The following is a 25,163-nucleotide window of genomic DNA, read 5'->3' on the forward strand; positions in this document are numbered from 1 at the left end:
AAGCGGCTCTTTGTCAAATAGGGTTGATGAGTAAATTTAAGGTCAAGCGACTAAATTTGTTGCTTGATCTTTTTCTTTGTTCTTCGGTTCATAAAGTCGGCACATGAGTAATATTCTGTCTCTAAAATGACTGAAGTTTCTGTAACCATAACCATTGCGTTTGAGTAGTTTAATCTTATTATTAATCCCTTCGATAGGACCATTACTAAGGCCTGCATGTGTGAGTGTGTTATGGATATATTCCCCATACTTTCTGAACGTCCTTAATACACGCCTTAAGCCTTTTGAAAGTGTCATGGACCGGCTTTGTGCCAAAATCTCTTGATATCGTTGCCAGTTCCTATCCCTTAAGGCATCGCCCAATTGATGCACCATTTGATAGGTATCCTTCAAGACGTCGTCGTGCTGAATGAGATAGTCCACAATGCTACGAGTATTGGTTAACCAATCAAACAGTGGGAAGCGATGGTATTCAGTAGACATTAAGTCGCTTTTTGGTTTGAGTATTAATTTCCAATAACGCTTAAGTTTATTATAGAGTCTTGAATCTTTATAACGAACCTCGTTCATGTAACGAATTCGTGTCCGATCTAATTCGCGATTTAAGGCTTGAATTAAATGGAACGGATCAAGAATAATCTTTGCATTTGGAAACCATCGCTTTGCCAGGTGCATGTATGGTTCGTACATATCTATCGTAATGGTTTGAACTTGGTAACGTGCTTGGCGACTAAACCTTGAGAAATAAGCACTGAGTGAGTGTGTTTTTCTGTCTTCGACCACATCTACGATTTTATGTGACAGTGTATCACAACAGATGAAGCTCATCGCTGCTTTAACCGACTTAACGCTTTTAAATTCATCAAAGGATAGATGCTCAGGCAACTGTTCAGTGGACCGTATTCGAATAGCTCGAGCAGTTTCATGAATCACCCGTCGGACTGTATTCGGTGATACAAAGGTATCTTTGGCGATATCTGTTTCACAAGTGACTCTTGTGGCGCGGTCCATAATCTGCTGTTTGACTTGATTCGTAATATAGCAGCCAGGATTAACGATGGATGTCTTCGCTGTAAATGACCGCCCACAGGCTTTGCATAAAAAGCGTTGCTTAGCTAGGATTAAGTAAGCAGGTAAGCCAGATTTGGCTGTTAATGTCAGACGAGAGGAGCGTTTTCCATTACTGACAATGACATAATCATTATTGGCAATGCCACAATGAGGACAAGCCTCTGGTTTATATGCCAATGTTCCTCGATAAAAGAGCGATGTTCGCCCTTTGAATTCTATCTCTTCACAATAATCCATATCGATTTCAATGTTTTTGTCTTTTAATTGGAAGGTTTTTTCGATAAAATGATTCATACGTAGATGTTCTCCTTTATTATTGGGTCAACTTTAATATTAAAGAACATCTGCGTTTTTTGCACTTAAAAACGGTCGAGAAATTTCCATCAACCGTATTTATTTTAGAACCATGAAAGCTCTGACACCCTGTGTGTCGGAGCTTTTTTAAAAATTATTTATATGTCAATTGCAATATCAAATGCATAATAATTTTCAGAAGCTGATGAGTGAGGGTGATCAAGGACGGAAGCCAGATTCTAAGCCTATAAAAAAGAGAGCAGCCTATAAAGGTCAACTCTCTCTAAAATATTGTCTAACTTTTTGGGGTCACTACAAACAGAGGGATTTCTTTTTTATTTGTTTTATGTCACATATGTATTATCTCATAACATGTCACCCGAAATGCGACCGCTAGTTGCGAAAGTGAGAAGGCTTACAATTTGGTAACAAATATGATAATTTATCGACAAAACCTATGCTGTTCCACTATAATAAGGTTACCTGATATATTTAAATGTAAAGGAGATGATTCAATGTTTTTAGAACGCTTAAATGCAGGCCATGCCTTGACAGTATTTGCCTTATTCTTCGGAAGTGTCGGCTTAGGTTTCGCTGTAGTTGGCGATAGCCAGTATGTGCTTATTGCATTTATTATTTCTTCAATGGCTTTATTCTTTAACGAACGCTTCCAGAAAGGGCTGAAGCAAAGTGATAGCCAATTTATCTTTGGCGATAACTTGCGCAACTTAGCAGAGAATTTAATTTACGGCGTCCTGCCAGCTGCTCTCTTAGTGCGTTTAACCTATACAACGCTCTGGGGTGTCATTGTAGCAGCTTTATACATCCTAGCTGTAGGCATGCGCCTGAGTTTCTTTAACGGAGTTGCGCAGATGGAAGAAGAAGACAAGCTTAGTCCAGCCAGTCCCGCAGGTTATACTAAAGGTCTCCCTCTAGAAGTTGGGATGCTTGTTATTGCGGTGATTTCCCTACTGGGTTATGTAATTAGTCCGATGGCTTTTGGGATTATGCTAGCGATTGTACTGATGATTTTAGGTGTTGCTTACGTCTTCAATCAAGATATTCCAAGTGTACCGAAGAATTTGCAATTGCCGATTGCGATCGCTTTGCTGGTCTTAGTACTTGTGTACATCTTTCTCGGAAGTTTTATCCCGGCTTATGCAGCCTAACAAAAGAAAGAATCAATCGAAGGGTTGGTTCTTTTTTGTTTGCGTAAAATTTCGTATAATAAAGGAAGGAGCATTTGAAAGGGAAGCAACTGGAATCCACGCCTTACTAAGGGAAGAGAATATGAACGCAGCAAATTATCTTTGCGGTAAGGGTGGATGTCAGCGTTATTTGGAAGATAGGGAGGAACTTATGAAGTTACATCTACTCCATACGAATGATTTGCACGGACATCTAGAACATTGGGATGTGATTCGAACTTTTCTCATCGATCGCCAGGATACCTACCGGAATTTGAATGAGCCGGTATTGACCTTTGATATTGGCGATGCAATGGATGCGGTTCATCCGATGGTTGAGGCGACCCAAGGGAAAGTAATGGTTGATATTTTCAATGAGGCTCGTTATGATAAAGTCACTTTAGGGAATAATGAGGGCTTGAATTTCACCAAAGAAACCCTAGCTGCTTTATATCAAGCTGCGGATTTCGATGTGATTATCGGAAATTTACGGGATGGACGAACCCAAGAGCCGTTACCTTGGGCCAAGCCTTATGACTTTATCGAAGTGGACGGCCTACAGGTGCTTGTCATTGGATTGACAGCACCTTATCAGACTTATCCGCTGAATGGCTATCTGATTCAGATGCCAGATTATGCTTTAGGTGAAATATTCAAGCAAACCCACAAAGAGCAATCTGCAGATTTGACGATTTTATTATCGCATTTAGGTATTCGAACCGATCGAAAGCTTGCCCAGCAATTCCCTGAACTAGATGTTATTCTCGGCGCCCATACCCATCATGTGCTTGTAGATGGGGAAGAAGTGAACGGGGTTATGCTTGGAGCAGCAGGTCGTTACGGGGAGTTTGTCGGCGAGATGACTTTGACTTATGATGCGCCGAAACATAACTGGAGCATTGAAGCGAAAGCTCATAGTATTGAACAATTAGCTGAGCGTTATAAACTCCCTGTCCAGAATGATCGCTACCGGGCTAAAGGCGAAGCGTATTTAGCAGAAAAGATTATTAGTACCCAAAGTCCCGGCTTATATGTACAAGAGTTGTCTGGGCAGCACTCCTTTATACACTTTGCATTAGAAGCCATTATGCAGGAGACAAATCTTGATTTAGCTGTCTTGAATTCGGGCTTATTCCTCAGTGACTTACCTGAAGGACATGTTACCGCCAAGCAAATTCATGAAGCCCTGCCTCATCCGATGCACCTAGCAGTCATTGAGATGCAAGGCTGGCAATTGCTTGAATTATTGGAAGAGATGGACAGCCAAGCGGAAGATTTGCTCTATCAAATGATTAACGGCCTAGGCTTTCGGGGCAAAATATTTGGTGAGCTCGTTTGGTCTGGCATCAGCTATCATGACGTGAGCCAGAACTGGTCGGTTCATTCAAGGCCGATTGAAACCGATGCGATTTACCGCTTTGCTACAGTAGACCATTTATGGTTCCTGCCATTCTTCCCTAGTATTGACCGCTATGGTCAGCCCGAACTACGTTTTCCGAAATTTCTACGTCACGTTGTTCAAGAGCACTTGAATACCCTTTATACCGATTGAAAGGAGTTTGTATGTCTGAGAAAGAGAGTTTAACAAATCAACTTGAGTCAATCTTAACGTATTATGCTAAAGGAGAAGCAGAAACGTATTTATTCGCAAGGATTGATGATGCCCATATCCAAATTGAGGATGAAACTTACACGCTTGTTGCTGATTACCGGGAAGGCTTTGATTTAGAGCGGTTTAAGGATCGATATGATGAATATTTTGCCAAGTATGACTATATTGTCGGTGATTGGGCTGCTGACCAGTTACGTTTGCGGGGCTTTTATCAATTGAATCGTCAGAAAGTTCCTAGAAATCGCACGATTGACTTCTTAGATGATTACTTGAAGGAGTATTGTAATTTCGGCTGTGCTTATTTCGTCCTTGCGAAGCAGGATGTGGCGGCAACTTATCCAGAGGAATTAGTGACCTATTATCAACGCCATCAGCAACAACTCGAACGTAATGAACAGAAATTAGGACAAGTGGATAAACCCCGTCAGAAAGCTAATATCCAAACGCGCTCGAAACAGAAAAGTCAGTCGAAGCAGGCTGTGCGTACGAAACGCAAGCATAAGGGCAGTTTTATTATTCGAAAGAAAGAGGAGGCATAAAGATGAAGCAATATTCAGGCTATTTAATTGATTTGGACGGTACAACCTATTACGGGAAACGTCGTATCCCAACGGCTGAGCTTTTCATTCAGGAACTGCTGGCGCGAGATATTCCCTTTAAATTTTTGACGAATAATGCGACCCGTCAAATCCACCAAATTCAACAAATGCTTGAACAGGATTATGACTTACCTGTGAAGGATAGTCATATTTATACATCTATTATTGCTATGGTGAACTATCTCCAGCACCATCATCCGGATGCTGAACTGTTTGTCATTGGAGAAGAACCTTTAAAAACAGAATTGCGCCAAGCAGGTTTCACCATTAGCCAAGATCGCTCAGCTGATGTGGTCGTACAAGCGTTAAATCGCCAAACGAATTATGAAGAGTTGGCCATGGCAACCCAAGCAATCTTAAATGGCGCGACATTCTTAGTAACCAATACGGATCAACTGATTCCTACTGCCGATGGCTTGTACCCGAGTTCGGGGGCAACAACTGCTTTCTTGAAACATGCCACAAGTATTGAGCCAATAGTTATGGGCAAACCTCATGCACCAATTATTGAAGGTGCCCTAGAACAGTTAGGTTTACCCAAGGATGAGGTCCTGATGATTGGAGATAATTATCAAACGGATATTCAAGTCGGCATCCAGAATGGTGTTGACACACTTCTTGTCTTAACTGGTGTAACCCAGAAAGAGGAAGTGCCTCACTTACCAGTAGCACCGACCTATGTGGTGGATAATTTATCGCAGTGGATGGACAAGATATGAAATCACCCTGGCAGCGCATTCTAGCAATCTCTAGTTTTGTCATGGTGAGCTTAGCTCTGGCTATTGCGAGTACCATGCTCATCTCACCCTTTGTTTACCGTTTGAGCATTAACGGTTTTCATCTACAAGATATCTCAGGTATTGCTAGCGAGGCACTAATGGAAAACTATCTCGTCGTTTTGAAATTTCTATTTAACCCCTGGGTTTCAAGCTTAAAGATGCCTTATTTCACTAGTTCTCCCGGAGGCCAGCAGCACTTTCTCGAAGTCAAGTTGCTTATCTATGGTATCTTTCTCATTGGTATCTTCGCTGGCATCTATGTTATTTGGACACTCTACCATTGTCGTAATAAACGCGGCAACAAAGCCATGCAACCACATTTCATGGTGGCAATTCTTCTGCCCTTATTCATCTTATTTATGATATTTATTGCATTTGATCAAGTCTTCTATTTATTTCATGAAGTCTTCTTTCGAAACGATCTTTGGTTATTCGATCCTTTGACCGATCCTGTGATAACCGTCTTGCCCCAAGGCTTCTTTATGATACTCTTTGTCATCGCAATTCTCTTCTATGAGGGATACATTCTTTTGTTCCGCCGGCTCATGAAAGTTGCTTGACACTTCAATCAACACCATAAAAACGCACCCAATTAGCGCTAGAAAGCAATAAATGGGTGCGTTTATTATTTTAGTTAAGGAAGCTATGTTTGCTTCTTTCATAAGAAACTTCAGGTGATGGGTGAGCATGGACATCATCTTTGGCTGGCTGTGAATGAGCTAGTCGGCTAGCTGCAGCGGCCGCGAGGGCGCCAACGATATCGTCAATAAAGGTATTACAGTGTTCGTCCTTAGAATCATTCAACTCACCAATGATACCAGGCTTGACTTTATCCACATAGCCAAAGTTCGTCAGACCAATCGAACCATAAACGTTTACAATGGATAAGACGAGAACTTCATCGATGCCGTAGAGGCCTTCATCACGCATGAGCAAGTCGCTGAGAACATCTGAGAAATGGCCATTCTCGGCAACAATATCGATTTCAATACCGGTAATGACAGCATTCTGAACTTCGCGCTTCTTCAAGACAGCATGTACGTTCTCGATACATTCTTCAATCGTCAAATTATCGACATAATTCTTCTGCAATTCGTAGACGATATCAGCAATATCTTCAATCGTTACGCCGCGCTCTTCGAGCAGACGGTAGGCTTGATCTTTCAGGACACTTTTCTTTAGTAAATTTTCTTTCGGGGCCATATTCTTACTCCTTAAAAAAGACTTGTACTGTGCATATGTGGTTGAATGTGTTCGGGATCCATATAAACTAAGGCATTATTAACAGCTTGAGGGGCCTCACCAAAACCGCTAGCAATAATATCAACTTTGCCAGGATACGTAGCAATATCGCCAACGGCATAAATACCGGGGCGCGATGTCTGCATATGTTGGTCAACGACTAATTTATTGCGCTCAAGAGCTAAATCCCAATGACGGATTTCACCAATAGAACTGGTAAAGCCATAATTAACAATAATATCATCCACTTCCAAAGTTTGGAAATGATCGGTACGCGCTTTGTTAATCACTAAGGCATCAATAACACCATTGTTGCCTTCGATATGCGTCGGAACATATGGCGTCATAATTTCAACACTTGAGGCTTCAAGCTGGGCAATGCTACTTTCTAAAGCACGGAATTTCTGCCGGCGATGGATAATATAAACTTTCTTGGCTAAAGGCTCGAGCGTTAAAGCCCAGTCAACAGCTGAATCACCACCGCCACAGACGGCGACAACCCGGTCTGTGAATTGCTCGATATTATTAATGTAATAGTGTAAGTTTCCACCTTCGAAATCATCCGCGTTATCCAGGGATAGCTTGCGCGGACTGAAGGCGCCGTTACCAGCGGCAATAATAACAGTACGACTGGCATGTATTGCTTGGTTTGTCATAATCTCGAAATAAGCCTTTCCGTCTGAATCGGTCTGTTCCTTTAAAGCCAAGACTTCTTCATTAAAGACAAGGCTCGGCTCGAAGCGATCCAGTTGCTTTAATAACTGGTCGCGTAAGGCTTCACCGGAAATGCTAGGGTAGGCAGGGATATCATAAATTAATTTCTCAGGATATAAATAGGCAGGTTGACCGCCAGGTTGAGCTAAACTTTCGATTACCTTAACTTTGGCTTGACGCAAGGATGCATAGAAGGCAGTGAATAAGCCTACAGGACCTGCGCCAATAATGGTAATATCATAAATTGTTTCCTTCACTGAATCACCTTTCTAGAGAAAACGGACATATACAAAGCGCACAAGAAAAGCAATGAGTACACCGGATAAGACGCCAACGAAGACCTCGCTCGGTTTATGCCCCATGTATTTTTTAATGATTGCCCGGTCATAAGTAGATAAGGATAAATTCAAACTCACTGGATTATCTGTTGAATCGTCTTCATCATAGTTATGGTCCATTTCCTTTAATTCTTGCATATGATAGCGGGCGAGTAAGTCAAGAATCACTCCTTGATCACCGCTCTGGCGACGAACGCCCATCGAATCAAACATAACAATCACACCGAAAACGGTGGTGATTGCGACAAAAGGGGAAGCAAAACCGTATTCTAAGGTAAGAGCAGTTACTAGGCTACTGACAGCAGCCGAATGCGAACTCGGCATACCCCCTGTTGACGTAACGATCGATACTTTTGCGCTTTTGCGATTAAATAGCCAGGCAATCGGTAGTTTTGCCGCTTGCGTCAGGACAATCGCCAATAAAGATGTGATTAATGGGATGTTCATTCTAACTGAGCCACCTTCTTGAATAAATTAGAACAGATTCATCATAACAAAAATACTGACGAATAACTATAAAAGATTTGTCTAAATGACATAAAATAGATACAATAGGTTTAAATAAAGAATGCTGCTTAGGTGAAAATTGATGTAGGCTTAATAAGTAATACTAAGAGAATTTACCAGCCTTCCATTCATCTAAAATCAGCAACAAAGAATAGGAGATATTATGACAACATATCCACAATTAGACTTAGCTAATCAGAAAGCTGACTTGACCATTCATACGAACAAAGGGGACATTGATATTGTCTTATTTGACGAGGAAACGCCTTTAACAGCAAAGAACTTTCGTGATTTAGCAGCACAAGGCTATTATAATGATGTTATTTTCCATCGAATTATTGAAGATTTTATGATTCAAGGAGGAGACCCAACGGGCACAGGTATGGGTGGCGAAAGTGTGTACGGAGGATCTTTCCAAGATGAATTCACACCGACTTTATTTAACTTGCGTGGTGCTTTGTCCATGGCGAATGCAGGCCCGAATACTAATGGTAGTCAGTTCTTTATCGTAACGGCACGTCAAGTTCCCGCGCAAATGCTAGGGCAAATGAAAGGCGCAGCATTTCCTGAGGAAATCATTGAAACATACGCCGAACAAGGTGGCACCCCTTGGTTAGACCAACGCCATACAGTATTCGGCCACGTTATTTCTGGAATGGACGTTGTAGATGCTATTGAGAGCGTAGAAACAGATGCCCAGGATAAGCCGAAAGAACCCATCACTATTGAAAGCATTACCAGCCATACGTAAGATTGGAGGCAAGTAAGTGACAGAATTTGCCATCGGTGATATAATTGAAGGGAAGGTCACTGGCCTACAGCCCTACGGAGTATTTGTGCAATTAAATGAGAGAGAGCAAGGCCTCGTACACATCTCAGAATGCAAGCATGGCTTTGTGACAGATTTAAATGAGTTTATCGCCATAGGCCAGAAAGTAAAGGTAATTATTATCGACATTGATGAATTCACTCATAAAATCAGTCTTTCAATGCGTGCCTTGCAACCATTAAACATCCCAAATTACCCCGCCCGAATCAAAAAGAAACCAAGAAGACGACTCCCTAATATTGGCTTTAAAACTTTAGCGAAGAAAATGCCGGAATGGATCAAAGAAGGCGAAGAAATTATAGCCAAAGACGAATTTAATCTATATAATGAGAATAAGCTTAAAAAATGAAAGGAGTTTTTACAATGGACCATATCCGTTACGACTATGCCCCAGCAAGCCCTTATTTCGCAGAACACGAATTAGACTACTTAGCCCCTTACATTCAATTGGCTCATGAACAGCTACACGAAGGAACGGGTGCAGGTAGTGACTTTACCGACTGGGTTGATTGGCCTGAGACGTATGACAAAGAAGAATTTGACCGAATTAAGCAAGCAGCTGAGAAGATCAAATCAGATTCAGATGTTTTAGTAGTGATTGGTATTGGAGGATCTTATTTAGGTGCACGTGCAGCCATTGACTTCCTGCAAGACTCATTCTACAATGTTAAAGCTGGTACGAAAGGCATGCCACAAGTTGTGTTTGCCGGCAATAGCATCAGCTCAACCTACTTACATGATTTAGTAGATTTAATTGGTGAGCGTGACTTCTCAATTAATATGATTTCTAAATCCGGAACAACAACAGAACCAGCTATCGCATTCCGTGTTTTAAAAGAAAAACTTATTGAGAAATACGGCGAAGCAGAGGCTGTTAAACGTATTTATGCAACAACAGATAAAGCTCGTGGAGCCTTGAAATCCGAAGCAGATGAAATGGGTTATGAAACCTTTGTAATTCCTGACGGAATCGGTGGTCGCTTCACCGTCCTTACTGCTGTTGGCTTATTGCCGATTGCAGTTGCAGGTGGCGATATCGATGCTTTAATGGAAGGAGCCCGTGAAGGCCAACAACGTTATGCAAGTGCTAATCTAAAAGAGAACGAAGCATATCAATACGCAGCTGTACGTAATATCTTACACCGTAAAGGTAAAGATATTGAAATTCTTGTCAACTACGAACCAGGTATGACTTACTTCTCAGAATGGTGGAAGCAACTATATGGTGAGTCAGAAGGTAAAGACCAGAAAGGTATCTACCCGGCAAGTGCTAACTTCTCAACAGATCTTCATTCAATTGGCCAAACGATTCAAGACGGTCAACGTAACATCTTTGAGACAGTACTGAAAGTGGAAGAGCCACGCCATGATATTGAGATTCCTGCCTACGAGGAAGATCTAGACGGCTTGAAATATCTTGAAGGTAAAGGAATCGACTACGTCAATACTAAGGCCTTCCAAGGGACACTCCTTGCCCATACTGACGGTAATGTACCTAATACAATTGTCTACATCCCGGCAATGGACGAGCATTCATTAGGCCAACTCATTTACTTCTTCGAGAAAGCCGTAGCTGTATCAGGTTATCTCAATGGCGTGAATCCGTTTGACCAACCAGGCGTAGAAGCATACAAACAGAACATGTTTGCTCTATTAGGTAAGCCAGGATTTGAAGAATTAGCAGAAGAGTTAAATAATCGACTATAAGAGAAAGCTTGATAGAACAAACACCGAGAGGCCAATCCATCTCGGTGTTTATTTTATTACAAAAAAAGCTTGACCCATGATAAGAAAGCATGCTATATTATTCCTTGTCCTTTTGAGGCACCAATCGAACTTACAAAAAGTTCAAAAAGTGCTTGACGGACAAAAGCGAAACATGGTATAGTAATACTTGTCGTTTCGAGAGCACCCCAAGAACTTCAAAAAAGTTCCAAAAGTGCTTGACGAGATAAGTAATCCATGATAGAGTATTGCTTGTTGTTCAAAAAAAACGACGCAAAGTGAACTTCAAAAACTTCAAAAAAGTAGTTGACACGAAGCTCACAAGATGATAATATAATAACTGCTACATCAACAAATGTAGCGCTTACATCAAAAAGGTTATTAAAAAATACTTCAAAAAAGTATTGACAAGAAATCTGAATGATGTTAAGATATAGAAGTTGCTCCACGAAGCAACGAAAGCACATTGAAAACTGAACAAAGACAAACACCAAATTGTGTAGGGTTCATTCAATGAATGAACAAACAACCCGAATTTAATAAATTCGAGACGCACGAGGAGATAACCTCGCTAAAAAAACATAAGCTAGTATTTAAATGAGCACAAACTCATTTCATTAAAGTCGAAGTGAAACTTCGCATCTTTCATGAGAGTTTGATCCTGGCTCAGGACGAACGCTGGCGGCGTGCCTAATACATGCAAGTCGAACGAACCGACGGAGAACTTGTTCTCCTGACGTGAGTGGCGGACGGGTGAGTAACACGTGGGGAACCTACCCTTTAGTGGGGGATAACAACCGGAAACGGTTGCTAATACCGCATAGTCAATCGAGTCACCTGACTTGATTGGGAAAGATGGTTCTGCTATCGCTAGAGGATGGCCCCGCGGTGCATTAGTTAGTTGGTGGGGTAATGGCCTACCAAGACGATGATGCATAGCCGACCTGAGAGGGTAATCGGCCACACTGGGACTGAGACACGGCCCAGACTCCTACGGGAGGCAGCAGTAGGGAATCTTCCGCAATGGACGCAAGTCTGACGGAGCAACGCCGCGTGTGTGAAGAAGGTTTTCGGATCGTAAAGCACTGTTGTTAGAGAAGAACACCCATGAGAGTAACTGTTCATGGATTGACGGTATCTAACCAGAAAGCCACGGCTAACTACGTGCCAGCAGCCGCGGTAATACGTAGGTGGCAAGCGTTGTCCGGATTTATTGGGCGTAAAGGGAGCGCAGGCGGTGACTTAAGTCTGATGTGAAAGCCCACGGCTCAACCGTGGAAGGTCATTGGAAACTGGGTCACTTGAATGCAGAAGAGGAAAGTGGAATTCCATGTGTAGCGGTGAAATGCGTAGATATATGGAGGAACACCAGTGGCGAAGGCGACTTTCTGGTCTGACATTGACGCTGAGGCTCGAAAGCGTGGGGAGCGAACAGGATTAGATACCCTGGTAGTCCACGCCGTAAACGATGAGTGCTAAGTGTTGGGGGGCTTCCACCCTTCAGTGCTGGCGTTAACGCAATAAGCACTCCGCCTGGGGAGTACGGCCGCAAGGCTGAAACTCAAAGGAATTGACGGGGACCCGCACAAGCGGTGGAGCATGTGGTTTAATTCGAAGCAACGCGAAGAACCTTACCAGGACTTGACATCTCCTGCATAGCCTAGAGATAGGTGAAACCTCTTCGGAGGCAGGAAGACAGGTGGTGCATGGTTGTCGTCAGCTCGTGTCGTGAGATGTTGGGTTAAGTCCCGCAACGAGCGCAACCCCTATGACTAGTTGCCAGCATTAAGTTGGGGACTCTAGTGAGACTGCCGGTGACAAACCGGAGGAAGGTGGGGATGACGTCAAATCATCATGCCCCTTATGTCCTGGGCTACACACGTGCTACAATGGATGGTACAGCGAGCAGCGACCCCGCGAGGGCAAGCGAATCTCCAAAAGCCATTCTCAGTTCGGATTGTTCTCTGCAACTCGAGAGCATGAAGCCGGAATCGCTAGTAATCGTGGATCAGCACGCCACGGTGAATACGTTCCCGGGTCTTGTACACACCGCCCGTCACACCACGAGAGTTTGTAACACCCGAAGCCGGTGGCCTAACCTTATGGAGGGAGCCGTCGAAGGTGGGACAGATGATTGGGGTGAAGTCGTAACAAGGTAGCCGTATCGGAAGGTGCGGCTGGATCACCTCCTTTCTAAGGAGTAATGGAACCGACACAATGGGAGTCTTTGTTCAGTTTTGAGTGTGCTTTACATAAGTAGGACTCAACCTTGATCATTGAAAACTGAATAACCATCATAATATATTCGATGCGAGTATATTATGAAACAAACATAAATTCTTAAAATTGATATAATCAAACCGAGAATTGACCGAGTTTAAGAAAAGGTGAGCGAGTGCGTAAAAAGCGTACGGTTAAGCGGATGACCGGAGGCTCTAAAGAGCCGCAAGTCAGACGCCTTAAACGATAGCTTTAGCACGAACGAACTGGATTGCGAATTAACCGCAATCAACATTAAACCAAATAGCGCAATAAAATACTGTGGTTAAGTAAGTAAGGGCGCACGGTGAATGCCTTGGCACTAGGAGCCGATGAAGGACGGGACGAACACCGAAATGCTTCGGGGAGCTGTAAGTAAGCTTTGATCCGGAGATATCCGAATGGGGGAACCCGGCAGCTAATGGCTGTCACGCGAGAGCGAGGTAGACGCAGAGAACTGAAACATCTAAGTACCTGCAGGAAGAGAAAGAAAGATCGATTCCCTGAGTAGCGGCGAGCGAAACGGGAAGAGCCCAAACCGATGTGCATGCACATCGGGGTTGTAGGACTCTAACGTGGACGTATTGAAGTTAGTTGAACAGGTTGGGAAACCTGGCTAGAGAGGGTGAGAGCCCCGTAAACGAAAACTTGAATATACCTAAGAGTATCCTGAGTACGGCGGAACACGTGAAATTCCGTCGGAATCCGCCAGGACCATCTGGCAAGGCTAAATACTCCCTAGTGACCGATAGTGAACCAGTACCGTGAGGGAAAGGTGAAAAGCACCCCGGGAGGGGAGTGAAAGAGTACCTGAAACCGTGTGCCTACAAGTAGTCAGAGCCCGTTAAAGGGTGATGGCGTACCTTTTGTAGAATGGACCGGCGAGTGACGATAACGAGCAAGGTTAAAGTGAAGAGCTGAAGCCGAAGCGAAAGCGAGTCTGAATAGGGCGAAAGTTCGTTATTGTCGACCCGAAACCAGGTGACCTACCCATGTGCAGGGTGAAGGTGCGGTAAGACGCACTGGAGGCCCGAACCGAAATACGTTGAAAAGTGTTCGGATGACGTGTGGGTAGCGGTGAAATTCCAATCGAACCTGGAGATAGCTGGTTCTCTCCGAAATATATTTAGGTATAGCCTCAGAGTAAGCGTCGTGGAGGTAGAGCCACTGTTTGGACTAGGGGGCCTTAAGGTTTACCGAATCCAGATAAACTCCGAATGCCACAGACGTATCTCTGGGAGTCAGACTGCGAGTGATAAGATCCGTAGTCGAAAGGGAAACAACCCAGCCCACCAGCTAAGGTCCCCAAGTTACTGTTAAGTGGAAAAGGATGTGGAGTTGCACAGACAACTAGGATGTTGGCTTAGAAGCAGCCACCATTGAAAGAGTGCGTAATAGCTCACTAGTCGAGTGACTCTGCGCCGAAAATGTACCGGGGCTAAACAGTACACCGAAGCTGTGGATCCGAGAGGATGGTAGGAGAGCGTTCTATATGGGGAGAAGCGGTACCGTGAGGAGCCGTGGACTGTATAGAAGTGAGAATGCCGGTATGAGTAGCGCAAGACGGGTGAGAATCCCGTCCACCGATTGACTAAGGTTTCCTGGGGAAGGCTCGTCCGCCCAGGGTTAGTCGGGACCTAAGCTGAAGCCGACAGGTCTAGGCGATGGACAACAGGTAGAGATTCCTGTACTTAATATAAACGTTTGAGTGATGGAGGGACACAGGAGGTGACCTCACGCAGGCTGATGGATGCCTGTCGAAGCAACAAGTGGAGATGTGAGTGAAATGCTTATGTCTTTAACCGCGAGTTGTGACCGGGAGTGAAAATAAGTAGCGAAGGTGAGTAATCATACTGTCGAGAAAAGCTTCTAGCGAGTTTATATTAACCCGTACCGCAAACCGACACAGGTAGTCAAGTGGAGAACACTAAGGTGATCGAGAGAACTCTCGTTAAGGAACTCGGCAAAATGACCCCGTAACTTTGGGAGAAGGGGTGCTGGCTCACGCCAGCCGCAGTGAATAGGCCCAGGCGACTGTTTACCAAAAACATAGGTCTCTGCCAAACCGAAAGGTGACGTATAGGGGCTGACGCCTGCCCGGTGCTGGAAGGTTAAGAGGAGTGCTTAGCGCAAGCGAAGGTACGAATTGAAGCCCCAGTAAACGGCGGCCGTAACTATAACGGTCCTAAGGTAGCGAAATTCCTTGTCGGGTAAGTTCCGACCCGCACGAAAGGCGTAACGATCTGGGCACTGTCTCAACGAGAGACTCGGTGAAATTATAGTACCTGTGAAGATGCAGGTTACCCGCGACAGGACGGTAAGACCCCATGGAGCTTTACTGTAGCTTGATATTGAGTGTTTGTTTGCCATGTACAGGATAGGTAGGAGCCTAGGAAACCGGATCGTCAGATTCGGTGGAGGCGCTGGTGGGATACTACCCTTGGCAGATGAACCCTCTAACCCGCGTAGGCAGACTACGGGAGACAGTGTCAGGTGGGCAGTTTGACTGGGGCGGTCGCCTCCTAAATCGTAACGGAGGCGCCCAAAGGTTCCCTCAGAATGGTTGGAAATCATTCGCAGAGCGCAAAGGCATAAGGGAGCTTGACTGCGAGACCTACAAGTCGAGCAGGGACGAAAGTCGGGCTTAGTGATCCGGTGGTACCGCATGGAAGGGCCATCGCTCAACGGATAAAAGCTACCCTGGGGATAACAGGCTTATCTCCCCCAAGAGTTCACATCGACGGGGAGGTTTGGCACCTCGATGTCGGCTCATCGCATCCTGGGGCTGAAGTCGGTCCCAAGGGTTGGGCTGTTCGCCCATTAAAGCGGTACGCGAGCTGGGTTCAGAACGTCGTGAGACAGTTCGGTCCCTATCCGTCGCGGGCGTAGGAAATTTGAGAAGAGCTGTCCTTAGTACGAGAGGACCGGGATGGACACACCGCTGGTGTACCAGTTGTTCCGCCAGGAGCATAGCTGGGTAGCTACGTGTGGGATGGATAAGCGCTGAAAGCATCTAAGTGCGAAGCCAGCTTCAAGATGAGATTTCCCATTGTATGACAAGTAAGACCCCTGAGAGACGATCAGGTAGATAGGCGCGAAGTGTAAGTGCAGTGATGTATTGAGCGGACGCGTACTAATCGGTCGAGGACTTAACCACGATTAGCCAGTGAGTGAAGGTGACCCCTGAGCGAGCTGGACTACAGTTCTTAGTAGGTTATATCCAACAATTTGTGTAGGTTATTCAGTTTTGAGTGATCAAGAGATGACTCAAGGACAATGTATGTGTGGTGATATTGGCAAGAAGGACACACCTGTTCCCATGCCGAACACAGTCGTTAAGCTTCTTAGCGCCGATGGTAGTGGGGTCTTTGACCCTGTGAGAGTAGGTCGTCGCCATGCAGATTGTCGGAGGATTAGCTCAGCTGGGAGAGCACCTGCCTTACAAGCAGGGGGTCGGCGGTTCGATCCCGTCATCCTCCATGTAAATAAGACTCGTTAGCTCAGTCGGTAGAGCAACTGACTTTTAATCAGTGGGTCGCAGGTTCGATTCCTGCACGGGTCATCTTTAACCAAGCGGGTGTGGCGGAATTGGCAGACGCACCAGATTTAGGATCTGGCGCCTTCGGGCGTGGGGGTTCAAGTCCCTTCACCCGCATAGCTTCCCCGAAAGGTTAAAGAGACGAGGGAACTTGTCACAGAAGCAGAAGCCGGCTTAGCTCAGTTGGTAGAGCATCTGATTTGTAATCAGAGGGTCGAGGGTTCAAGTCCTTTAGCCGGCATATGCGGAAATAGCTCAGTGGTAGAGCACCACCTTGCCAAGGTGGGGGTCGCGGGTTCGAACCCCGTTTTCCGCTTAACTAGGATGTGAGCTTGCTTAGCGCTTAGTGGTTGCGCGAGCGAACAAGCCTTTGTAGGCAGCACCTAGGAACATCCTATGCCGGGGTGGCGGAACAGGCAGACGCACAGGACTTAAAATCCTGCGGGAGTTACATCCCGTACCGGTTCGATTCCGGTCCTCGGCATTGTAGCAGAAGCTACAATATAACATATTGCACCCTTAGCTCAATTGGATAGAGTGCTTGACTACGAATCAAGAGGTTACAGGTTCGACTCCTGTAGGGTGTATGTAAACGGGAAGTAGCTCAGCTTGGTAGAGCACTTGGTTTGGGACCAAGGGGTCGCAGGTTCGAATCCTGTCTTCCCGATAACTAGAAGGCACAGAGATGTGTAGGCTAGAGAATGGGGGCTTAGCTCAGCTGGGAGAGCGCCTGCTTTGCACGCAGGAGGTCAGCGGTTCGATCCCGCTAGTCTCCATATGATGGCGGTGTAGCTCAGCTGGCTAGAGCGTCCGGTTCATACCCGGGAGGTCATGGGTTCGATCCCCTTCGCCGCTATTGAACTTGGACCTTTAGCTCAGCTGGTTAGAGCAGACGGCTCATAACCGTCCGGTCGTAGGTTCGAGTCCTACAAGGTCCATCTTAAATAAATATTTTATTATCGCGGAGTGGAGAAGCTGGCATCTCGTCGGGCTCATAACCCGAAGGTCGCAGGTTCGAATCCTGCCTCCGCAATTTTCTTATTTATATAGTAGGAACTGGTCCGGTGGTGTAGGGGTTAACATGCCTGCCTGTCACGCAGGAGATCGCGGGTTCAAATCCCGTCCGGACCGTTGTTATGCGGGTGTAGTTTAGTGGTAAAACTACAGCCTTCCAAGCTGTTGTCGCGAGTTCGATTCTCGTCACCCGCTTAGCTGAGGTTATAAGCCGAAGCGAATCATTATAAGCATCGGGCCTGTAGCTCAGCTGGTTAGAGCGCACCCCTGATAAGGGTGAGGTCGGTGGTTCGAGTCCACTCAGGCCCATTGTTCTAAATGAACACGACTGTGTTGCAGTCACCTTGGTCAGATGAGCCACTTTTTTGGAAGATGGGGAAGTACTCAAGAGGCTGAAGAGGCGGCCCTGCTAAGGCTGTAGGTCGGATTTTTCCGGCGCGAGGGTTCAAATCCCTCCTTCTCCGTTCTGCTTTGCAGTAGTATACAAACTGGCCCGTTGGTCAAGTGGTTAAGACACCGCCCTTTCACGGCGGTAACACGGGTTCGAATCCCGTACGGGTCACTAATTTAATAATATGTTGGAGGATTACCCAAGTCCGGCTGAAGGGAACGGTCTTGAAAACCGTCAGGCGTGTAAAAGCGCGCGTGGGTTCGAATCCCACATCCTCCTTTATTACTTAAGTGCGCACGGACGATATGTTGACGGCGTCTTTAGTATATTTTTATTATCGCGGAGTGGAGAAGCTGGCATCTCGTCGGGCTCATAACCCGAAGGTCGCAGGTTCGAATCCTGCCTCCGCAATCATGTCACATATGTCGCGGGTGTAGTTTAGTGGTAAAACTACAGCCTTCCAAGCTGTTGTCGCGAGTTCGATTCTCGTCACCCGCTTTTCCAGTCTTCTTCGGAAGGCTTTTTTTGTTCATGTGAATTCTCTATTTCTCCTAAATTCCCGACACACATAACGATGAAACCTCAACAAAAGCGAGAATGACAGCTAGAGTGACCCAAAAAAGTTGGACCAGAGAAAGGTAGAAAGCTTTCAACACGTTAGGGTGAGGTAGTTCTTCTCGAAGATGTATTGGATGCAGCGCATGACATTGCACTCGAACAAATCGAATTAAAGAATCCAGATTTAGAGAACAAGGATGAAGTAGCAGAGCAAGTAGGTGTTGGGGCCGTTATATTCCATGACCTGAAAAATGACCGTACCAACAGCTTTGACTTTAATTTGGAAGAAGTTGTCCAGTTTGAGGGAGAGACCAAACTATACGTTCAATATACAAACGCTCGTATCCAAACCATCTTAGAGCGTTATGGTAAGGAAGTCGATTCTTCCAAAGTCGAAAGTTTAACAGATGATCTTGCTTGGCAATTAGTTAAGCAACTTAATAACTATCCTGGAGCGATTCGTTTGGCTGGCGAGAAGTATGAACCATCGATTCTTGCACGCAATGTCCTTCGTTTAGCCCAAATTTTCAACAAATATTATGCTAATATACGTATTCTTGAAGATGACGACTTATTAGAAAGTAGAATCGCATTAATTCAAGCCGTAGTGATTGTTATTGAAGACGCTCTTAGCTTACTTGGTATTGCTGCTCCTAAGAAGATGTAATTTCAACTTAGGCTATCTCAGTTATCTTATTGGACTAAGCACCAATTAGCGATGTAAGGAAACATAGTAAATCTTATGAGACTATTTATAGAAATACTTTTCCGAACAGGCATCTAAAGTAGAAGACCCAACTTTTATTCTAGTAAGTAGAAGCTGAGTATTCTAATTCTGTAGCGATTGTATATGTAGGGTATTTGATAGAAGTGAATAGATGTAGTTAGAAGAATATTCAATGGCTGATAGGTTTATTGGAGGCTGGGTACTGACCTTACTTAGTTACGATATGCGATTAATCGGTTATAAACAGGCTTGAATCTTATAGATTGAGGCCTCTGGAAATTAAGGTTAAATTTTTTCCCAAAAACTCTTGACCAAACTTTCAAGAATGTGGTATATTAATTCTTGTCGTCACGAGGCGACACCAACGAGAATAAAAAAGTAACAATTCATCAAAAAAAGTTATTTGACTTTTAATTCCGATGATGATAGTATATTTTACGTTGCATAAGAGATGGAACAAAGTATTAACAAACAGATTTCAGAAATGCTTCAAAAACATTTCGAAAAGATTTCAAAAAAGTATTGACAAGAAATCTGAATGATGTTAAGATATAGAAGTTGCTCCACGAAGCAACGAAAGCACATTGAAAACTGAACAAAGACAAACACCAAATTGTGTAGGGTTCATTCAATGAATGAACAAACAACCCGAATTTAATAAATTCGAGACGCACGAGGAGACAACCTCGCTAAAAAAACATAAGCTAGTATTTAAATGAGCACAAACTCATTTCATTAAAGTCGAAGTGAAACTTCGCATCTTTCATGAGAGTTTGATCCTGGCTCAGGACGAACGCTGGCGGCGTGCCTAATACATGCAAGTCGAACGAACCGACGGAGAACTTGTTCTCCTGACGTGAGTGGCGGACGGGTGAGTAACACGTGGGGAACCTACCCTTTAGTGGGGGATAACAACCGGAAACGGTTGCTAATACCGCATAGTCAATCGAGTCACCTGATTTGATTGGGAAAGATGGTTCTGCTATCGCTAGAGGATGGCCCCGCGGTGCATTAGTTAGTTGGTGGGGTAATGGCCTACCAAGACGATGATGCATAGCCGACCTGAGAGGGTAATCGGCCACACTGGGACTGAGACACGGCCCAGACTCCTACGGGAGGCAGCAGTAGGGAATCTTCCGCAATGGACGCAAGTCTGACGGAGCAACGCCGCGTGTGTGAAGAAGGTTTTCGGATCGTAAAGCACTGTTGTTAGAGAAGAACACCCATGAGAGTAACTGTTCATGGATTGACGGTATCTAACCAGAAAGCCACGGCTAACTACGTGCCAGCAGCCGCGGTAATACGTAGGTGGCAAGCGTTGTCCGGATTTATTGGGCGTAAAGGGAGCGCAGGCGGTGACTTAAGTCTGATGTGAAAGCCCACGGCTCAACCGTGGAAGGTCATTGGAAACTGGGTCACTTGAATGCAGAAGAGGAAAGTGGAATTCCATGTGTAGCGGTGAAATGCGTAGATATATGGAGGAACACCAGTGGCGAAGGCGACTTTCTGGTCTGACATTGACGCTGAGGCTCGAAAGCGTGGGGAGCGAACAGGATTAGATACCCTGGTAGTCCACGCCGTAAACGATGAGTGCTAAGTGTTGGGGGGCTTCCACCCTTCAGTGCTGGCGTTAACGCAATAAGCACTCCGCCTGGGGAGTACGGCCGCAAGGCTGAAACTCAAAGGAATTGACGGGGACCCGCACAAGCGGTGGAGCATGTGGTTTAATTCGAAGCAACGCGAAGAACCTTACCAGGACTTGACATCTCCTGCATAGCCTAGAGATAGGTGAAACCTCTTCGGAGGCAGGAAGACAGGTGGTGCATGGTTGTCGTCAGCTCGTGTCGTGAGATGTTGGGTTAAGTCCCGCAACGAGCGCAACCCCTATGACTAGTTGCCAGCATTAAGTTGGGGACTCTAGTGAGACTGCCGGTGACAAACCGGAGGAAGGTGGGGATGACGTCAAATCATCATGCCCCTTATGTCCTGGGCTACACACGTGCTACAATGGATGGTACAGCGAGCAGCGACCCCGCGAGGGCAAGCGAATCTCCAAAAGCCATTCTCAGTTCGGATTGTTCTCTGCAACTCGAGAGCATGAAGCCGGAATCGCTAGTAATCGTGGATCAGCACGCCACGGTGAATACGTTCCCGGGTCTTGTACACACCGCCCGTCACACCACGAGAGTTTGTAACACCCGAAGCCGGTGGCCTAACCTTATGGAGGGAGCCGTCGAAGGTGGGACAGATGATTGGGGTGAAGTCGTAACAAGGTAGCCGTATCGGAAGGTGCGGCTGGATCACCTCCTTTCTAAGGAGTAATGGAACCGACACAATGGGAGTCTTTGTTCAGTTTTGAGTGTGCTTTACATAAGTAGGACTCAACCTTGATCATTGAAAACTGAATAACCATCATAATATATTCGATGCGAGTATATTATGAAACAAACATAAATTCTTAAAATTGATATAATCAAACCGAGAATTGACCGAGTTTAAGAAAAGGTGAGCGAGTGCGTAAAAAGCGTACGGTTAAGCGGATGACCGGAGGCTCTAAAGAGCCGCAAGTCAGACGCCTTAAACGATAGCTTTAGCACGAACGAACTGGATTGCGAATTAACCGCAATCAACATTAAACCAAATAGCGCAATAAAATACTGTGGTTAAGTAAGTAAGGGCGCACGGTGAATGCCTTGGCACTAGGAGCCGATGAAGGACGGGACGAACACCGAAATGCTTCGGGGAGCTGTAAGTAAGCTTTGATCCGGAGATATCCGAATGGGGGAACCCGGCAGCTAATGGCTGTCACGCGAGAGCGAGGTAGACGCAGAGAACTGAAACATCTAAGTACCTGCAGGAAGAGAAAGAAAGATCGATTCCCTGAGTAGCGGCGAGCGAAACGGGAAGAGCCCAAACCGATGTGCATGCACATCGGGGTTGTAGGACTCTAACGTGGACGTATTGAAGTTAGTTGAACAGGTTGGGAAACCTGGCTAGAGAGGGTGAGAGCCCCGTAAACGAAAACTTGAATATACCTAAGAGTATCCTGAGTACGGCGGAACACGTGAAATTCCGTCGGAATCCGCCAGGACCATCTGGCAAGGCTAAATACTCCCTAGTGACCGATAGTGAACCAGTACCGTGAGGGAAAGGTGAAAAGCACCCCGGGAGGGGAGTGAAAGAGTACCTGAAACCGTGTGCCTACAAGTAGTCAGAGCCCGTTAAAGGGTGATGGCGTACCTTTTGTAGAATGGACCGGCGAGTGACGATAACGAGCAAGGTTAAAGTGAAGAGCTGAAGCCGAAGCGAAAGCGAGTCTGAATAGGGCGAAAGTTCGTTATTGTCGACCCGAAACCAGGTGACCTACCCATGTGCAGGGTGAAGGTGCGGTAAGACGCACTGGAGGCCCGAACCGAAATACGTTGAAAAGTGTTCGGATGACGTGTGGGTAGCGGTGAAATTCCAATCGAACCTGGAGATAGCTGGTTCTCTCCGAAATATATTTAGGTATAGCCTCAGAGTAAGCGTCGTGGAGGTAGAGCCACTGTTTGGACTAGGGGGCCTTAAGGTTTACCGAATCCAGATAAACTCCGAATGCCACAGACGTATCTCTGGGAGTCAGACTGCGAGTGATAAGATCCGTAGTCGAAAGGGAAACAACCCAGCCCACCAGCTAAGGTCCCCAAGTTACTGTTAAGTGGAAAAGGATGTGGAGTTGCACAGACAACTAGGATGTTGGCTTAGAAGCAGCCACCATTGAAAGAGTGCGTAATAGCTCACTAGTCGAGTGACTCTGCGCCGAAAATGTACCGGGGCTAAACAGTACACCGAAGCTGTGGATCCGAGAGGATGGTAGGAGAGCGTTCTATATGGGGAGAAGCGGTACCGTGAGGAGCCGTGGACTGTATAGAAGTGAGAATGCCGGTATGAGTAGCGCAAGACGGGTGAGAATCCCGTCCACCGATTGACTAAGGTTTCCTGGGGAAGGCTCGTCCGCCCAGGGTTAGTCGGGACCTAAGCTGAAGCCGACAGGTCTAGGCGATGGACAACAGGTAGAGATTCCTGTACTTAATATAAACGTTTGAGTGATGGAGGGACACAGGAGGTGACCTCACGCAGGCTGATGGATGCCTGTCGAAGCAACAAGTGGAGATGTGAGTGAAATGCTTATGTCTTTAACCGCGAGTTGTGACCGGGAGTGAAAATAAGTAGCGAAGGTGAGTAATCATACTGTCGAGAAAAGCTTCTAGCGAGTTTATATTAACCCGTACCGCAAACCGACACAGGTAGTCAAGTGGAGAACACTAAGGTGATCGAGAGAACTCTCGTTAAGGAACTCGGCAAAATGACCCCGTAACTTTGGGAGAAGGGGTGCTGGCTCACGCCAGCCGCAGTGAATAGGCCCAGGCGACTGTTTACCAAAAACATAGGTCTCTGCCAAACCGAAAGGTGACGTATAGGGGCTGACGCCTGCCCGGTGCTGGAAGGTTAAGAGGAGTGCTTAGCGCAAGCGAAGGTACGAATTGAAGCCCCAGTAAACGGCGGCCGTAACTATAACGGTCCTAAGGTAGCGAAATTCCTTGTCGGGTAAGTTCCGACCCGCACGAAAGGCGTAACGATCTGGGCACTGTCTCAACGAGAGACTCGGTGAAATTATAGTACCTGTGAAGATGCAGGTTACCCGCGACAGGACGGTAAGACCCCATGGAGCTTTACTGTAGCTTGATATTGAGTGTTTGTTTGCCATGTACAGGATAGGTAGGAGCCTAGGAAACCGGATCGTCAGATTCGGTGGAGGCGCTGGTGGGATACTACCCTTGGCAGATGAACCCTCTAACCCGCGTAGGCAGACTACGGGAGACAGTGTCAGGTGGGCAGTTTGACTGGGGCGGTCGCCTCCTAAATCGTAACGGAGGCGCCCAAAGGTTCCCTCAGAATGGTTGGAAATCATTCGCAGAGCGCAAAGGCATAAGGGAGCTTGACTGCGAGACCTACAAGTCGAGCAGGGACGAAAGTCGGGCTTAGTGATCCGGTGGTACCGCATGGAAGGGCCATCGCTCAACGGATAAAAGCTACCCTGGGGATAACAGGCTTATCTCCCCCAAGAGTTCACATCGACGGGGAGGTTTGGCACCTCGATGTCGGCTCATCGCATCCTGGGGCTGAAGTCGGTCCCAAGGGTTGGGCTGTTCGCCCATTAAAGCGGTACGCGAGCTGGGTTCAGAACGTCGTGAGACAGTTCGGTCCCTATCCGTCGCGGGCGTAGGAAATTTGAGAAGAGCTGTCCTTAGTACGAGAGGACCGGGATGGACACACCGCTGGTGTACCAGTTGTTCCGCCAGGAGCATAGCTGGGTAGCTACGTGTGGGATGGATAAGCGCTGAAAGCATCTAAGTGCGAAGCCAGCTTCAAGATGAGATTTCCCATTGTATGACAAGTAAGACCCCTGAGAGACGATCAGGTAGATAGGCGCGAAGTGTAAGTGCAGTGATGTATTGAGCGGACGCGTACTAATCGGTCGAGGACTTAACCACGATTAGCCAGTGAGTGAAGGTGACCCCTGAGCGAGCTGGACTACAGTTCTTAGTAGGTTATATCCAACAATTTGTGTAGGTTATTCAGTTTTGAGTGATCAAGAGATGACTCAAGGACAATGTATGTGTGGTGATATTGGCAAGAAGGACACACCTGTTCCCATGCCGAACACAGTCGTTAAGCTTCTTAGCGCCGATGGTAGTGGGGTCTTTGACCCTGTGAGAGTAGGTCGTCGCCATGCAGA

General features: G+C 46.0%; 13 protein-coding genes, 20 tRNA genes, 6 rRNA genes and 1 pseudogene. 36 read left to right on the forward strand and 4 right to left on the reverse strand.

The features are described from left to right. Positions 1–42 precede the first annotated feature (42 nt). Complete coding sequence (locus CL176_RS03930) at positions 43–1,365, reverse strand: ISL3 family transposase (RefSeq protein ID WP_118990160.1); 1,323 nt, start codon at positions 1,363–1,365, stop codon at positions 43–45. A 515-nt stretch (positions 1,366–1,880) separates the two neighbouring features. Between CL176_RS03930 and CL176_RS03935 the strand changes: the two genes are divergently transcribed. The 5 genes from CL176_RS03935 to CL176_RS03955 all read left to right on the forward strand — a co-directional run bounded on the left by CL176_RS03935 (position 1,881) and on the right by CL176_RS03955 (position 6,102). Beyond that, the gene (locus CL176_RS03935; protein ID WP_118990161.1) at positions 1,881–2,534 is read left to right on the forward strand and encodes a hypothetical protein; all 654 of its coding nucleotides are present in this window, start codon (positions 1,881–1,883) and stop codon (positions 2,532–2,534) included. A 190-nt stretch (positions 2,535–2,724) separates the two neighbouring features. Continuing rightward, entirely contained in the window at positions 2,725–4,104 is a 1,380-nt protein-coding gene (locus CL176_RS03940) for a bifunctional metallophosphatase/5'-nucleotidase (protein ID WP_162890814.1), read from the forward strand. 11 nt (positions 4,105–4,115) lie between these two features. Beyond that, on the forward strand, positions 4,116–4,703 hold the full coding sequence (locus CL176_RS03945; protein ID WP_118990163.1) for a YutD family protein: 588 nt from the start codon (positions 4,116–4,118) through the stop codon (positions 4,701–4,703). A 2-nt stretch (positions 4,704–4,705) separates the two neighbouring features. Next, positions 4,706–5,482, forward strand: coding sequence for a TIGR01457 family HAD-type hydrolase (locus tag CL176_RS03950; protein ID WP_118990164.1), 777 nt, complete (start codon positions 4,706–4,708; stop codon positions 5,480–5,482). Then, a complete protein-coding gene (locus CL176_RS03955) occupies positions 5,479–6,102 on the forward strand; it encodes a TIGR01906 family membrane protein (RefSeq protein ID WP_118990165.1) in 624 nt (207 codons plus the stop codon). Before CL176_RS03950 ends, CL176_RS03955 begins: the two co-directional genes overlap by 4 nt. A 70-nt stretch (positions 6,103–6,172) precedes the next feature. Here CL176_RS03955 and CL176_RS03960 read toward each other — a convergent pair whose 3' ends face one another. From CL176_RS03960 to CL176_RS03970, 3 genes are read right to left on the reverse strand one after another with little or no spacing between them, the layout of a single operon-like run. Further along, the gene (locus tag CL176_RS03960) at positions 6,173–6,745 is read right to left on the reverse strand and encodes a phosphatidylglycerophosphatase A family protein (protein WP_118990166.1); all 573 of its coding nucleotides are present in this window, start codon (positions 6,743–6,745) and stop codon (positions 6,173–6,175) included. An 11-nt stretch (positions 6,746–6,756) separates the two neighbouring features. Further along, the gene (locus CL176_RS03965; RefSeq protein WP_118990167.1) at positions 6,757–7,755 is read right to left on the reverse strand and encodes an NAD(P)/FAD-dependent oxidoreductase; all 999 of its coding nucleotides are present in this window, start codon (positions 7,753–7,755) and stop codon (positions 6,757–6,759) included. Positions 7,756–7,767: 12 nt separating this feature from the next. Continuing rightward, the gene (locus CL176_RS03970; RefSeq protein ID WP_118990168.1) at positions 7,768–8,283 is read right to left on the reverse strand and encodes a divergent PAP2 family protein; all 516 of its coding nucleotides are present in this window, start codon (positions 8,281–8,283) and stop codon (positions 7,768–7,770) included. A 223-nt stretch (positions 8,284–8,506) separates the two neighbouring features. Between CL176_RS03970 and CL176_RS03975 the strand changes: the two genes are divergently transcribed. From CL176_RS03975 to rrf (CL176_RS04120), 31 genes and pseudogenes are all read left to right on the forward strand, one after another. Continuing rightward, positions 8,507–9,094, forward strand: coding sequence for a peptidylprolyl isomerase (locus CL176_RS03975; RefSeq protein WP_118990169.1), 588 nt, complete (start codon positions 8,507–8,509; stop codon positions 9,092–9,094). A gap of 16 nt (positions 9,095–9,110) precedes the next feature. Next, positions 9,111–9,521, forward strand: coding sequence for a CvfD/Ygs/GSP13 family RNA-binding post-transcriptional regulator (locus tag CL176_RS03980; RefSeq protein WP_118990170.1), 411 nt, complete (start codon positions 9,111–9,113; stop codon positions 9,519–9,521). 14 nt (positions 9,522–9,535) lie between these two features. After that, positions 9,536–10,879 (forward strand): glucose-6-phosphate isomerase, encoded by a 1,344-nt coding sequence (locus CL176_RS03985; RefSeq protein ID WP_118990171.1) that lies wholly within the window; start codon positions 9,536–9,538, stop codon positions 10,877–10,879. A gap of 661 nt (positions 10,880–11,540) precedes the next feature. Further along, positions 11,541–13,090, forward strand: a 16S ribosomal RNA gene (locus tag CL176_RS03990). Positions 13,091–13,440: 350 nt separating this feature from the next. Then, positions 13,441–16,313: ribosomal RNA gene (locus CL176_RS03995) — 23S ribosomal RNA — on the forward strand. A gap of 126 nt (positions 16,314–16,439) precedes the next feature. Further along, positions 16,440–16,555: ribosomal RNA gene (rrf, locus tag CL176_RS04000) — 5S ribosomal RNA — on the forward strand. The 16S, 23S and 5S rRNA genes sit together here with 20 tRNA genes alongside, the layout of an rRNA operon. Positions 16,556–16,563: 8 nt before the next feature. Then, positions 16,564–16,636 (forward strand) — tRNA-Val (locus CL176_RS04005). A gap of 9 nt (positions 16,637–16,645) precedes the next feature. Then, positions 16,646–16,718, forward strand: a tRNA-Lys gene (locus CL176_RS04010). An 11-nt stretch (positions 16,719–16,729) separates the two neighbouring features. Beyond that, positions 16,730–16,811, forward strand: a tRNA-Leu gene (locus CL176_RS04015). A 51-nt stretch (positions 16,812–16,862) separates the two neighbouring features. Continuing rightward, positions 16,863–16,935: transfer RNA gene (locus tag CL176_RS04020), tRNA-Thr, on the forward strand. Between the two features lie 3 nt (positions 16,936–16,938). Continuing rightward, positions 16,939–17,010 (forward strand) — tRNA-Gly (locus CL176_RS04025). 82 nt (positions 17,011–17,092) lie between these two features. Next, a tRNA-Leu gene (locus tag CL176_RS04030) sits at positions 17,093–17,178 on the forward strand. A gap of 29 nt (positions 17,179–17,207) precedes the next feature. Further along, positions 17,208–17,281, forward strand: a tRNA-Arg gene (locus CL176_RS04035). A gap of 6 nt (positions 17,282–17,287) precedes the next feature. Beyond that, positions 17,288–17,361 (forward strand) — tRNA-Pro (locus CL176_RS04040). Positions 17,362–17,397: 36 nt separating this feature from the next. Then, positions 17,398–17,470: transfer RNA gene (locus CL176_RS04045), tRNA-Ala, on the forward strand. A 6-nt stretch (positions 17,471–17,476) separates the two neighbouring features. After that, positions 17,477–17,550, forward strand: a tRNA-Met gene (locus tag CL176_RS04050). A gap of 8 nt (positions 17,551–17,558) precedes the next feature. After that, positions 17,559–17,632: transfer RNA gene (locus tag CL176_RS04055), tRNA-Ile, on the forward strand. Positions 17,633–17,654: 22 nt separating this feature from the next. After that, positions 17,655–17,727, forward strand: a tRNA-Met gene (locus tag CL176_RS04060). A 25-nt stretch (positions 17,728–17,752) separates the two neighbouring features. Next, positions 17,753–17,825, forward strand: a tRNA-Asp gene (locus tag CL176_RS04065). A 7-nt stretch (positions 17,826–17,832) separates the two neighbouring features. Beyond that, positions 17,833–17,903 (forward strand) — tRNA-Gly (locus tag CL176_RS04070). A gap of 40 nt (positions 17,904–17,943) precedes the next feature. Next, positions 17,944–18,017 (forward strand) — tRNA-Ile (locus CL176_RS04075). Between the two features lie 65 nt (positions 18,018–18,082). Continuing rightward, positions 18,083–18,172 (forward strand) — tRNA-Ser (locus CL176_RS04080). Between the two features lie 26 nt (positions 18,173–18,198). Beyond that, positions 18,199–18,270 (forward strand) — tRNA-Glu (locus tag CL176_RS04085). An 18-nt stretch (positions 18,271–18,288) separates the two neighbouring features. Next, positions 18,289–18,378, forward strand: a tRNA-Ser gene (locus CL176_RS04090). Between the two features lie 59 nt (positions 18,379–18,437). Then, positions 18,438–18,510 (forward strand) — tRNA-Met (locus CL176_RS04095). Positions 18,511–18,526: 16 nt separating this feature from the next. Next, a tRNA-Gly gene (locus tag CL176_RS04100) sits at positions 18,527–18,597 on the forward strand. Between the two features lie 175 nt (positions 18,598–18,772). After that, positions 18,773–18,925: pseudogene (gene argS / locus CL176_RS12820) on the forward strand (arginine--tRNA ligase domain-containing protein); the annotation flags it as partial. A gap of 12 nt (positions 18,926–18,937) precedes the next feature. Continuing rightward, positions 18,938–19,324 carry a DALR anticodon-binding domain-containing protein gene (locus CL176_RS04105; protein ID WP_276102254.1) on the forward strand — a complete coding sequence of 129 codons (387 nt, stop codon included), beginning with the start codon at positions 18,938–18,940 and terminating at the stop codon, positions 19,322–19,324. An 821-nt stretch (positions 19,325–20,145) separates the two neighbouring features. Beyond that, positions 20,146–21,695 (forward strand): 16S ribosomal RNA (locus tag CL176_RS04110). A 350-nt stretch (positions 21,696–22,045) separates the two neighbouring features. Then, positions 22,046–24,918 (forward strand): 23S ribosomal RNA (locus CL176_RS04115). 126 nt (positions 24,919–25,044) lie between these two features. Continuing rightward, positions 25,045–25,160, forward strand: a 5S ribosomal RNA gene (gene rrf / locus CL176_RS04120). Positions 25,161–25,163: the final 3 nt, after the last annotated feature.

It is taken from the genome of Suicoccus acidiformans, assembly GCF_003546865.1.
Classification (GTDB): Bacteria; Bacillota; Bacilli; order Lactobacillales; family Aerococcaceae; genus Suicoccus; species Suicoccus acidiformans.

Excerpts from the sequence above, each read along its gene's own strand:
- CL176_RS03945 (WP_118990163.1), top strand. The coding sequence starts at position 4,116 with ATGTCTGAGAAAGAGAGTTTAACAAATCAACTTGAGTCAATCTTAACG.
- CL176_RS03950 (WP_118990164.1), top strand. The coding sequence starts at position 4,706 with ATGAAGCAATATTCAGGCTATTTAATTGATTTGGACGGTACAACCTAT.
- CL176_RS03930 (WP_118990160.1), bottom strand. The coding sequence starts at position 1,365 with ATGAATCATTTTATCGAAAAAACCTTCCAATTAAAAGACAAAAACATT.
- CL176_RS03955 (WP_118990165.1), top strand. The coding sequence starts at position 5,479 with ATGAAATCACCCTGGCAGCGCATTCTAGCAATCTCTAGTTTTGTCATG.
- CL176_RS03975 (WP_118990169.1), top strand. The coding sequence starts at position 8,507 with ATGACAACATATCCACAATTAGACTTAGCTAATCAGAAAGCTGACTTG.
- CL176_RS03985 (WP_118990171.1), top strand. The coding sequence starts at position 9,536 with ATGGACCATATCCGTTACGACTATGCCCCAGCAAGCCCTTATTTCGCA.
- CL176_RS03970 (WP_118990168.1), bottom strand. The coding sequence starts at position 8,283 with ATGAACATCCCATTAATCACATCTTTATTGGCGATTGTCCTGACGCAA.
- CL176_RS03960 (WP_118990166.1), bottom strand. The coding sequence starts at position 6,745 with ATGGCCCCGAAAGAAAATTTACTAAAGAAAAGTGTCCTGAAAGATCAA.
- CL176_RS03940 (WP_162890814.1), top strand. The coding sequence starts at position 2,725 with ATGAAGTTACATCTACTCCATACGAATGATTTGCACGGACATCTAGAA.
- CL176_RS03935 (WP_118990161.1), top strand. The coding sequence starts at position 1,881 with ATGTTTTTAGAACGCTTAAATGCAGGCCATGCCTTGACAGTATTTGCC.